This window comes from Paenibacillus sp. FW126-R14 (assembly GCF_058789495.1).
The window spans coordinates 1-11,079 of the sequence record NZ_JBYTBS010000104.1; the positions used below are offsets into that span (position 1 = coordinate 1).

At 46.8% G+C, this 11,079-nt stretch carries 10 protein-coding genes and 7 tRNA genes; 4 read left to right on the forward strand and 13 right to left on the reverse strand.

Annotation, left to right across the window (positions count from 1 at the left end):
• Nucleotides 1–302: 302 nt before the first annotated feature.
• On the reverse strand, nt 303–1,376 hold the full coding sequence (locus tag AC3WRW_RS32130) for an FUSC family protein (protein ID WP_492550288.1): 1,074 nt from the start codon (nt 1,374–1,376) through the stop codon (nt 303–305).
• A gap of 176 nt (nt 1,377–1,552) precedes the next feature.
• Between AC3WRW_RS32130 and AC3WRW_RS32135 the strand changes: the two genes are divergently transcribed.
• The gene (locus AC3WRW_RS32135) at nt 1,553–2,140 is read left to right on the forward strand and encodes a DUF1989 domain-containing protein (RefSeq protein WP_492550296.1); all 588 of its coding nucleotides are present in this window, start codon (nt 1,553–1,555) and stop codon (nt 2,138–2,140) included.
• Nucleotides 2,141–2,202: 62 nt separating this feature from the next.
• Nucleotides 2,203–2,952: a YqcI/YcgG family protein gene (locus tag AC3WRW_RS32140; protein ID WP_492550289.1), complete on the forward strand. Its 750-nt coding sequence runs from the start codon at nt 2,203–2,205 to the stop codon at nt 2,950–2,952.
• Between the two features lie 48 nt (nt 2,953–3,000).
• Here the strand turns inward: AC3WRW_RS32140 and AC3WRW_RS32145 are convergent, their stop codons facing one another.
• The 3 genes from AC3WRW_RS32145 to AC3WRW_RS32155 form a co-directional block, all read right to left on the reverse strand.
• Nucleotides 3,001–3,633 carry a spore coat protein gene (locus tag AC3WRW_RS32145; RefSeq protein ID WP_492550290.1) on the reverse strand — a complete coding sequence of 211 codons (633 nt, stop codon included), beginning with the start codon at nt 3,631–3,633 and terminating at the stop codon, nt 3,001–3,003.
• Nucleotides 3,634–3,708: 75 nt separating this feature from the next.
• A complete protein-coding gene (locus AC3WRW_RS32150) occupies nt 3,709–4,125 on the reverse strand; it encodes a HEAT repeat domain-containing protein (protein ID WP_492550297.1) in 417 nt (138 codons plus the stop codon).
• Between the two features lie 117 nt (nt 4,126–4,242).
• Nucleotides 4,243–4,821 carry a TetR/AcrR family transcriptional regulator gene (locus AC3WRW_RS32155; protein WP_492550291.1) on the reverse strand — a complete coding sequence of 193 codons (579 nt, stop codon included), beginning with the start codon at nt 4,819–4,821 and terminating at the stop codon, nt 4,243–4,245.
• 278 nt (nt 4,822–5,099) lie between these two features.
• Here AC3WRW_RS32155 and AC3WRW_RS32160 point away from each other — a divergent pair, with 278 nt between their 5' ends.
• Nucleotides 5,100–8,012, forward strand: a complete 2,913-nt coding sequence (locus tag AC3WRW_RS32160; protein ID WP_492550292.1) for an MMPL family transporter — start codon at nt 5,100–5,102, stop codon at nt 8,010–8,012.
• Between the two features lie 62 nt (nt 8,013–8,074).
• Here the strand turns inward: AC3WRW_RS32160 and AC3WRW_RS32165 are convergent, their stop codons facing one another.
• Both AC3WRW_RS32165 and AC3WRW_RS32170 read right to left on the reverse strand, forming a co-directional pair.
• A complete protein-coding gene (locus AC3WRW_RS32165; protein ID WP_492550293.1) occupies nt 8,075–8,266 on the reverse strand; it encodes a hypothetical protein in 192 nt (63 codons plus the stop codon).
• 58 nt (nt 8,267–8,324) lie between these two features.
• Nucleotides 8,325–9,413 carry a DNA methyltransferase gene (locus tag AC3WRW_RS32170; RefSeq protein WP_492550294.1) on the reverse strand — a complete coding sequence of 363 codons (1,089 nt, stop codon included), beginning with the start codon at nt 9,411–9,413 and terminating at the stop codon, nt 8,325–8,327.
• 397 nt (nt 9,414–9,810) lie between these two features.
• On the opposite strand from AC3WRW_RS32170, the gene AC3WRW_RS32175 reads away from it, so the two are divergent.
• The gene (locus tag AC3WRW_RS32175; RefSeq protein ID WP_492550295.1) at nt 9,811–10,263 is read left to right on the forward strand and encodes a hypothetical protein; all 453 of its coding nucleotides are present in this window, start codon (nt 9,811–9,813) and stop codon (nt 10,261–10,263) included.
• Between the two features lie 114 nt (nt 10,264–10,377).
• Here the strand turns inward: AC3WRW_RS32175 and AC3WRW_RS32180 are convergent.
• The 7 genes from AC3WRW_RS32180 to AC3WRW_RS32210 form a co-directional block, all read right to left on the reverse strand.
• Nucleotides 10,378–10,448, reverse strand: a tRNA-Gly gene (locus tag AC3WRW_RS32180).
• A gap of 12 nt (nt 10,449–10,460) precedes the next feature.
• Nucleotides 10,461–10,534 (reverse strand) — tRNA-Pro (locus AC3WRW_RS32185).
• 6 nt (nt 10,535–10,540) lie between these two features.
• Nucleotides 10,541–10,619, reverse strand: a tRNA-Leu gene (locus AC3WRW_RS32190).
• 5 nt (nt 10,620–10,624) lie between these two features.
• A tRNA-Arg gene (locus AC3WRW_RS32195) sits at nt 10,625–10,701 on the reverse strand.
• 20 nt (nt 10,702–10,721) lie between these two features.
• Nucleotides 10,722–10,807 (reverse strand) — tRNA-Leu (locus tag AC3WRW_RS32200).
• 14 nt (nt 10,808–10,821) lie between these two features.
• Nucleotides 10,822–10,892: transfer RNA gene (locus AC3WRW_RS32205), tRNA-Cys, on the reverse strand.
• Nucleotides 10,893–10,896: 4 nt separating this feature from the next.
• Nucleotides 10,897–10,968, reverse strand: a tRNA-Gly gene (locus tag AC3WRW_RS32210).
• Nucleotides 10,969–11,079: the final 111 nt, after the last annotated feature.

The following is an 11,079-nucleotide window of genomic DNA, read 5'->3' on the forward strand; positions in this document are numbered from 1 at the left end:
ACTCGTTGTTCAGTTTTCAAAGATCAATTTCTTTCGCTCACTGCCGTGTTACCGAAGCAGCGAGAAGTAATATACCATATCTGTTTTTCAATTGCAAGCTTTTATTTTTTCATCCATTCGTGAAGATATTCAACACGTTCAGATCTTAATCACAGCTTGCACCCCGTTCCGTTTGGAACAAGAATCATAATATAGCACATACGATTTTGGAAAGCAACCCCTGGGCTGACTTTAAATAAAAAGAAACCCCTAGCGCCAGTTTTAACCTGACAGCTAGAGATTCCGCGAAATATTACCAAGTACTATTTTAACCTGATACTTTTTATCAAGATTTCGAGTGGTTCTCTATCCTCATTTTCACCGCGATTATCATGCTCGACAAGCTTATCCAGACGGGCTACCTGATGACCGTAATCATACATAGCCGCCGCGACAATAGACAAGCGCAGCAATCCATCGGGCTGTTTCATATAACGGTCGATAAGAACCGTCATGAAACGCTCATTCTCCGCTTCCATTTCCAAACCTTCCGTGAGATCGTCTTTCAGCTTGTCATCGAATTTCAACAGAACATGTTCGTGGAACTTGATTAGTTTTTCCATATGCTGATCGAAATACGTGTCAATTGCTTCCGTCCGGGAAGCCTGAAAGTAATGCTCATCTACGGCTTCAAGAACTTCAAGCCCTTTATACATGACTAGCAATTTTTGCTTATATACAACAAGCTCGCGAATGCGGCCAAAGCCAGTGCCTTTTCCTTTGAGCTTTTTAATCTCTTCTTCCATAAGCCTGTACTTCTCCGACAAGGACTTCAGGCTGCTGCGCAGGCTTTCTTTTTCCTCGCGAAAGACGGTTTCCTTCATTTCATTCGAGATAACGGTGCGAAGGAGCAGCGACATTTTGCTGAAAATAGTTTGAATCTGTGCGGCGAATTGCTCTTTGGGCTTGGGCGGAAAGAAAAAAATGTTCACGACGAAGGCACAGCCGATACCTATTAAACTCAGCAGCAGCCGGTTGAGCGCAAACTCCCATTCTCCAGAAGCCTCCATCACCGCTACAACGGTAACCAAAGTAAGGCCTATCGTTTCTTCCATTCGCATTCTAAGACTGATGATGATAACAATAATACAAACGATTCCAATAGCAATAACATTATTCGAAAAAAACATACCAGCCAGCAGCGCTAACACCGCACCAAGAATATTTGTCTGCAGCTGGTCAAGAAAATAACGCCAAGATCGGTAGATCGAAGGCTGCATAGCGAAAATGGCAGCAACAGCTGCAATCACAGGAGGAGTAAAATTAAGCCAGGCACTGATATATAAGGCCAAAGCTACAGCGATACCCGTCTTCCAAACACGCGCACCGAAAACCATGAAATCCCCCTCATCCAAAATATTAATTCACTATTATCTTACACAGGTAAAGGGGCTGATGCAAAATAACTGCTGTATTGACTAGTCTGGATTGTTCCATCCTGCCTGCATGGCAATCTATTCGCGAAGCCATACTGTTAAAGTAATTTCCATATCCCTTCTGGAGGCGACTTATGATCAAACAAAAATGGCGAATTCCGCCTACGCAAGGGCTTGGATTCAGGCTCGGCAAAGGACAAGCAGTTCGGGTGACCGATGTGGACGGGGAGCAGGTTGCGGACTTTGTGACCTATCATGCAAACGACTTTAGAGAACGTCTGGATCCGGGAGTTACGATGGATGCCTTGCATAAATGGAAAGTGAAGCCAGGGGACACGCTTTATACCAATACCTACAAACCCATGCTAACGATAGTAACCGATCAGGTGGGCCAGCATGACTTCATTAATCCAGCCTGCCGCAGCGAAATGTATGAGGTTTTGTACAATAAAAAGGATCACCCAAGCTGCTATCATAACCTGAACCAGGCTCTCGCCGAATTCGCAGTACCTGCTCCCGATCAGCACTATCCCGTCAATTTATTTATGAATACCGTCATTCACCCCTCTGGGGAAATCAAGGTAGAAAGGCCGCTATCGAAAGCCGGGAATTATATTGAGCTTCGGGCGGAAATGGATTTAATCGTAGCCGTCTCAGCTTGTCCCTGCTCGGAGAGCGCCTGCAACGGATACAACTGCACAGCTATTGACGTAGAAATTATGTAGGCATTCACCCAACTCTTCTTCTCCGCATAGTATGCTCCGAATGGATGAAGGAGGGTTTGGGTATGGTTCTTTTGAAATCCAAGAGTTGGCTGGATCATCATTTAACTGAGCTGCCTGCTTGGCAGCAGGATGCCTTTCGCAAGTTCGGTGATATGATTGCGGACGAGGACCGGATGTACCCCTGCATACCAGGGAGACAGGGTTTTCTCGCCGATAGTTTGCGTTTCGGATTCGCAGATGAGCCTCGATCCGAAGAAGCGGTTGAACAAGTTGCGCAGCTGCTGCATCAGTACGGGGAATGCTCCCGGGATACCGGCAAATATGCTTCGCTTGTTATATTTTTCGAAACACCGGAAGAACTGACGGCCAGCTTCACCGTGGAAGATTACGAGCAAGTCTTCTGGTCCGTTTTGAGCAGGGTAAGCGCCAAGGATCAGGTGCCATGGCCCGCACATATTCCGCAAGATCCGTCTCATCATGCCTGGGAATTCTGTTATAGTGGCCATCCCTATTTCGCCTTTTGCGGGACGCCGGCCCATCATGTTCGCCGAAGCCGGTGGACACCCTATTTCCTCATTACTTTTCAGCCTCGATGGGTTTTCGAAGAAATCAATGATTCAACGGCATTTGGACGCAATATGAAAAAGCAAATCCGCCAAAAACTAGTCGAGTACGACGGTGTTCCGGCCCATCCTTCGCTCAAATGGTACGGTCAAGCCGACAATCTGGAGTGGGAGCAATATTTTCTGCGTGACGATGAGAGTGTGGCTCCTAAATGCCCTTTTGCATCTATGGCGATGAAAAAAATGTAACAAAAAAACCAGCTAAAGTCTGAGCGACCAAAGCTGGTTTTTCGTCATTTAATGAATCGTTGGCCGATTGTTTGGCGGCATTTGCGGCATGCCTTGTGCCGGGACAAACGCATTCAGCATTTTCTGCATATCGGCGGTCCCAAGCTGCGGTACCTGGTAGTAGGCATTTCTGTTTTGATACAAGAAAATTTCATACGCCATCTCGATAAAATTCTGTACTTGCGAAGCTAGCACGCGACGCACGGCAGGGTTGGTCACCTCAACGGAAGTCATCGTCAAGAGCGATGCATGCGTTTTGATAAGCCCCAGCATATGCGCGCTGATACCCGCGTCCTTTACATCCGCCAGCGATTGATTCGGCTTCTTGGGCTGAGTCGGCTTGATTCCATAGATCGGCTGCGACACGTTTCGGATCATGTAAGTCTGCGTCTCATTGCTCGGCTTTTGACCAGTAGTAAAGCACTCTGCCGTTAAGTTGTAGTGGTACAGGGTAAAGCTGTACTGATGATCCAGAATGTCCAGAAGCTCGGGATCTTGGACAAACTGTCTGAAAATCATGAACTGGTCCAGTACATTGATGGCACAGGCTAGCACTTCGTGCAAATCAAATAGCTCATGCCCTCCATGATTCATGTTAGGCGCCATTTGATTCATATTGTTAACCGGTGTTTGCTGCTGCATCTCGAAGTCTCCTTTAATAGGTGGATTGGTAACTTCGATAATATGAGCAGGAATGGCGAAAATTATACGTTCCTTCTACTTCAACAGCAGGGAAGCCCAAGTGGTTTCAAGCCACTTATCAAAGTCGGCTCCTTTGTCGCCTTCGTACGTATCGTACACGTCACTTCTCGTTTTTTGCAGCTTTTCTTTGAATTCTTCATACGTATGGCCTTCCGGCAAACTCTTCTTGATGCGGACAAATACCTTGCCTGCCCCTTTGACCAAATCGCCCCTCTTACGCGGAGGCAGCTGGGTATCCTCACCAAATGCTCGCAGCTTGCGGTAGGCCGCCTCTTGAATGGGATATACGGCATCGCTCGTCAGAATACGAGTCAGAATATTTATGCTCTGTTGATCGTTCCACTGACCTAACTGTTCAACCGCATCCAGACGTTCTCTCCAATTGGAGGTCCGGTTCGCGGATTTTTTTAATTCATCAAAGTTGGCTGGCATTTCATGGTTTAGTTCTACGTTCAACTGGCTCAAGCTCCTTCGGCTGCTGCAATTTGCGCATGTTTTTTACTACAATGATGTTACACTTTTTTGGAGGAAAGCGCCAATAGGCGGGATTCACGGCTGCAGCGCTCGAAAGAACAGCTCGAAACTAACAGCCATCTGCGTGTTGAGCTTTTCTTCGCCCATCCCCATTCCCCAACTGACCAGTACGCCCAGATACGTTTGAATAGCTTGATCCGCGATCATTTCTGGAGGAAAGACGGCCAAGAACTCCCCTCGCTTTTGCGCTTCTTCGATAAGAGGAATAATTACTAATTTTAGCTCTTCCAGGGTTTGCAGCTGATTGGTCAAAGTCTTTTCGTTGCTGAAGTTGCTTTGAAATAAGGCACGGGCAAGCTGTCTTGTATAGGGGACCAGCCTTACTAATTCTATTAGGAATTCCCGTATATGAGGAAGAATCGGTCCGCTTTTATCTTTCAACTTCACGAACTCCGTCGTCGCCCAGATTGTCTGGATATCGCAGAACACTTCTTCTTTAGAAGCAAAATAGTTAAAAAACGTTCCCTTCGCAACACCGGCTCGCTCCGTAATTTGATGAACCGTTGTCGCTTCGTAACCTTGCTCCGCAAATAGTTCAAGTGCTGTATTTACAATCTTTTTGCGTGTGGCCCGCTTTTTTTCCTCACGGTTCATGGGTTCATCTCCGTTTATCGCTAATGTATACGCTGCTTTTTACAAGTATAGTGGAAACCCCAAGTTTGTTCAATGTATAAAATGACCCTTAGTATAATAATATTATGAGCACCTACTATTCATCTAATTTATATAGGTTGTTTCTCTTTTATATTGGACTTGTTTACGTACATAAAAATAATGACCATCAGTTTAAAAATTTTCTTGACCGAAGGTCATATTTCAGTTATAACTACATACAGATACGTTTTTAGAGAGCGATAGGAGGGTATACCAATATGATGGAAAAGTGGATCAAAGCATTAGCAAAAACAAAATGGCTTATTTTAGTTCTTTGGCTGGCCATTGCGGCAGGCTCGGTGTTTGTACTGCCTGATCTGGGTCAAATCGTCAGACAGACCGAATCGAAGTTCCTGCCAACGGATGCGCAGTCCGCGCAGGCTCAAGCCATCCTGGAGAAGATGGATCCTGATCGAAAATCGAAATCGAACGCCATCGTCGTTGTGCAGCGCGAAGGCAAGCTCACCGATCAAGATCAAGATTGGGTCAAAGACAAGATTGCCGCTCTGAAAAAAGAACAAGATGCGCTAGGCATCGTCACTGTCCTCTCCGCCTTCGACGACCCTTCGCTCGCGCAAAAGTTTATAAGCAGCGATGGAACGACGGAACTCGTGATTGTCGAGTTTCCCCTTGAGGTTCAGCAGGCTTCCACTGCGGACAGCGTAAAGCTGCTCAAGGAGAAGTTCAACTCGCCGCCAAATGGAGTGACTGTTGAGTTTACAGGCAGTGCGCCCATTTTCCTGGACTATACGACTTCCACCAATGAGGGGTTGAAAAAGACTGAGGTTCTAACACTCGTCTTAGTCTTGGGAATTCTCTTGTTTGTATTCCGTTCCCCGATTGCTCCTTTTATTCCTTTGCTGACCATTGGGGTTGCATTTATTCTCACACGCGGGTTAGTGGCATTATCCACGAAAGCCGGGATGCCAGTCTCCTCTTTTACCGAGACCTTCCTGATTGCTGTACTGTTTGGTGCCGGAACGGACTACTGCATCCTGCTGATTCACCGTTTCCGTGAAGAATTGTCCAAAACAACTGACCGGGTAACCGCGCTGCTGCGCACGACCCAAACGGTAGGTAAAACCGTTTTGTTCTCCGGAAGCACAGTGTTCATCGCCTTCTTTTTAATCGGCTTCGCCAAGTTCGGCTTATATCAATCTGCTGTTGGCGTCGCCATTGGCATGGCGGTCACGCTGCTGGCGGCGGTCACGTTGACCCCGGCACTGATGCTTATCCTCGGACCGGCTATGTATTGGCCAGTCAAAGTAAAAACCGGCGCCGCACACGGCGACTCGAAGCTATGGGGAGCTATGGCCCGTCTATCTGCTAAGAGACCCGTTGCCGTATTGCTTGTTTGTATACTTGTGCTGACTCCCTTCATCTTCCTCTTCCAAGGGAATCGCTCGTTCGATGATTTGGCCGAAATCAATCCAAGCATTAGCGCTGTCAAAGGCTTCCGAGAAGTTGAAGCCAAATTCAGCAGCGGCGAGGTGCTGCCGACAACGGTAGCCATCACTTCGACCAGTTCGATGAAAACGCCGGAAGGATTAGCCGCGCTTGAGAAAGCGAGCCAAGCAGCAAGCCAAATCGCAGACGTCAAAGAAGTGCGAAGCGCGGCCAGACCGCTGGGCAAACAGCTCACAGAACTGACTGTTCCGAATCAATTGGAACAAACGAACAAAGGGTTGACGGAGCTAGGCTCGGGAGTCGACCAGGTCAATGACGGCTTCAAAAAAGCACAGACCCAACTAGAAGCCCAAGCCGGCGATGTTACGAAATTAACGCAAGGCGCCGGGGAAATTGCACAAAAGCTTACCGAGGTGCAAGGCGGACTGAAGCAGGTATCCGGAGGCATCTCCCAATCGGAGCAAGGGGTACAGCAGTTGGTGAAAGCATCCGGCCAATTACAGAGAACCTCATCTTCCATGGGGGATGATTTATCTAAGCTCGTTCAAGAATATCCTGAACTTGCGAAAAGTGTTACGTATCAGACCTTAGTCGGCAAACAGCAAGCATTGACAGGCGGTTTAGTGCAAACGGAAGCTGGCTTGCAGCCTTTAGCTAAGGGGCTTTCGCAACTGGTGCCCTCCGTTAACCAGCTAACAACCGGCGTCGGACAATTGGCTGACGGACAAAAACAAATCAGCGGCGGCATTCAGCAGCTCGAAACGGGTCTCGGTCAATTTTCTTCCGGCCTTGGTGAGGGCACTAGCGCGCTGACCAAAGTATCGGATGGCATTCATCAGGTAGTCGAAGCCCAAAAAGGGATCGCCGACAACAGCTCCAAACAAATCGCTGGCTGGAACTTGCCCAAAGAAGTACTGGAGCAACCCGAATTCAAGAAATCCTTAGAGTTTTACATGTCGGAGGACGGCAAAATTGCCAAACTCGAAGTCGTTCTTGCCATCAATCCATACTCCAAGGAAGCCATGGCGAAAATGGATGAAATTAGAAGTGCCATCACCGGCAGCTTACATGGCACCGCTCTTTCGAAGGCAGACATTAAACTGGCCGGACAAACGGCAAATTATCACGAGTTAGACAGCATTTCGCAGAATGACTTTTATCGGACAGGAGCATTCGTGCTCATTGGGATTTACCTAGTGCTGGCTCTACTGCTTCGTTCCCTGCTCATGCCTTTGTATATTCTGCTATCACTAGTATTTAATTACTTGGTTACGATGGGCATTGTGGAATTTATTTTTGTGAAGCTTTTCGGCTTCGACGGCTTATCCTGGACCGTATCGTTCTTCGTTTTCTTGATCATCGTCGCACTGGGAGTGGATTACAGCATCTTCCTCATGGCGAGATTCAAAGAAGAATATCGCCCGGGCCGTATTATCGAAGCGATGGGCAGGGCGATGACGACAACAGGCGGCGTCATCATGTCCGCCGCGCTTATTATGGGCGGCACCTTCGCTGCGCTCATGTTCTCCGGCGTGCACACGCTTTTGCAACTCGGCGCGGGCATTACGATTGGCTTGGCCATCTACACAACCGTGTTCATGGGACTCATCGTCCCTTCCTTGGCAGTCCTCTTCGGGGAAGCCAACTGGTGGCCCTTCTCACGCAAACCTTCCACCGCGGCGGAGAAAACGGCCCCTTCCGTGGAGCCTGCAACACAGCATTAAGACTCAAAAGCCTGAGGCGTACTCGCCCCAGGCTTTTGACTTATGGATTTATATCTAGCGCTCTAGTTTGAACTTACAACAACTCCCCTGCAGTACTTGCAAACTGTCGCATCGATTTCGATCTCCTCATTGCAGTAAGAGCACTCCTTATGTGTTTTCGCCTCCGTTGACACCACCGCTCTTCTCTTATTCCCGCTCATGACAATCAACACAACAATTACAATAATAACTACGGCGATTAACCAAAAAATCATACCGAGACACCTCCTAGTTGATTACCAACTTTTGATGAATCCGTATATGTATATTCGCCTATGCTTGTCTATTTGTCTTTGTCCTTATTTGAAAATGATGACTGCGTCCAAAAATATCTCGCACATGGGTCCCATTGCTTTCATAGAAACTTTCCTGAATGAAACTCTCTTTTGGCAGAGATAGCAACGCATCCACCCGTTCTTGTATTCTTTCCCACTCAAAAACATGTCTACCGTTATCCATCGTTACATGGGGTACATTGTACAGAGCCCATAATCTCCAATCCACATGCTCCAATACGAATGTTCCGTGGCGAACAGCAAGCTTAGGAAGGGGGATTTTTATCGTTCGTGCGGTCTGGATGCCATTTTCGTTGATGAGGGGAACTGCCCACAGCCTGTTGCAATCTAGCCTTACTTGTTGATTTGTTTTGATAATTGGAGATCGAAAACCTAAGCTGGCAAGTCGGCTCTTGGTAAGCTCTACAGCATGCACATTACAGTCGCTAGCAACCCATCTGCGTCCCATCAGTTCCGCTGCCACAGCCATACTGCCGCTTCCGCAATAAAAATCACCGATCAGATCTCCCTCGCTCGTCGTGGCTTCCAAAATCCGCCGCATCAGCTTCTGGGGCTTCTGTGAAGGGTACAAAGCGTCTTCTTGCCCAAGCTCCTCATAAAATCCAACATCATCCCAGATCGACGGGATCAGGAGTCCGTCTTTTTTCATATAATGCGCAGTCTTCCCATAGAAAAAAAGAGATTCATGCGATAAGCCAAACTGACTTCGGTATGAATAGGGATTCTCTGCGATTTTCCAAATGACTTCACATATGAAGTGGTCTCTATGAAAAACCGTATCCAGAAGCACCTTCAAATAGTGGCCCTCTTTCTGCGAAATCTGCAGAACTAATACACCTCTATCACTTAAAAGCTTTCTAGCCAGCTCGATTCTAGCTTTGTAATCCGCTAAATACAGCTCCGGCTTCTCGTAGAACCGTATACTTTTCAGCTCCTGCCAAGGGTCGACCAGCTCTACATCGGATCCCCGAACCTGCATCGTAAAAATGCGTCCAGAGTTAAAAGGTCCATCCAAATAGATCATATCAAAACTGCCTGCATAGCCGCTATGAATCAATTTCTTCATTACCTCTAGGTTATCCCCATGATAAATGGTCATATGCTCCCCCCAATTGACAACAGCACCGGCTAGATACAGGTGGGTTTCAAGTTTGAAGTAAATGATACCTTAGAAGAACTCATAGCGTATACGGGAAATGTGTCGAAAATGATAAAAAATTGATTAAATCTGTCGTTTGAAAATCAAAGAATTACCCGGAGGTGGTCTATTATTCCTACTTTTTCTAGTTCATGCGCCAAATTAATCTTCTAACCCATGTTATAGAAACACTAATATCCACACCTATACATAATTACCATTAATAATCCTTATATTCCCTAAAAATTATTTTGTTGCATTATTTTGGAAAATATAATACTATAACTCTCGTAGGAAAAAATAGGAAAATTTAGGAGGAATAATCATGAGATTGAAAAAAACCGCTGTTGTATTTGCATCTGTATCGCTGCTGCTTATTGGTGCACAATCTGCTTTTGCTAGTGACGGTGTAGCTGATTCTAGATCAACAGCTATCACCCTTAACCCAGGAAGTGCAGCACTTCAAACGATTTCCGATAGCACAGATGTTGATTACTTTAAATGGACGAATACTACCGGACAAATTATTAACAGCGGTACTGTTTATTTGTACAACCCAACCGGTTTAAACTATGATCTTCAAGTCACTCAAATTTTATCTCAATTCGGTAATAGTGAATTTGTCACAAACGCTTCAGATAACGGGGCCGGGCAATTGGATAGTCCTCAATTTTCACCTATTTACCCTGGCGATACACTCTATTTTAAAGTCTTCGGCCATAATTCCAGTCAATTTAGCACGTCTACTCCTTATACTATTGCTTTTACTACTCCTTAAATTAAAAGCTTACCTGCCCAACCTTGATTCCCATTTTCATAATCAACAAGCTCCAAAAATGAGCAAAGAAAAAACCCTTGTTTCCACAAGGGTTTTAACGTTTCTCTTATGCAAAGCGGGTGATGGGAATCGAACCCACGCTACCAGCTTGGAAGGCTGGAGTTCTACCATTGAACTACACCCGCATGATATAAAAATCGGGACGACACGATTTGAACATGCGACCCCCTGCTCCCAAAGCAGGTGCTCTACCAAGCTGAGCTACGTCCCGAAAAGATACCGGCGAGAGGACTCGAACCTCCACTCGTGAGAACTCGATTTTGAGTCGAGCGCGTCTGCCATTCCGCCACGCCGGCATATGTGGCGCGCCCTGAGAGATTCGAACTCCCGACCTTTTGATTCGTAGTCAAATACTCTATCCAGCTGAGCTAAGGGCGCGTATGAAATTGATGTAACAATGCCGAAGACCGGACTTGAACCGGTACGATAGTCACCTATCGCAGGATTTTAAGTCCTGTGCGTCTGCCGATTCCGCCACTCCGGCTTACTTAAGGCAGAAGGCGCTACCCAGATTCGAACTGGGGGTAAAGCTTTTGCAGAGCTCTGCCTTACCACTTGGCTATAGCGCCAAAAAGCGGAAGACGGGATTCGAACCCGCGACCCTCGCCTTGGCAAGGCGATGCTCTACCCCTGAGCCACTTCCGCATATTAAAAGGGGTTCCCCAAATGTTTATGGAGATAATGCGCGTAGAGGGACTTGAACCCCCACGGTCGCCCGCTAGATCCTAAGTCTAGTGCGTCTGCCAATTCCGCCAT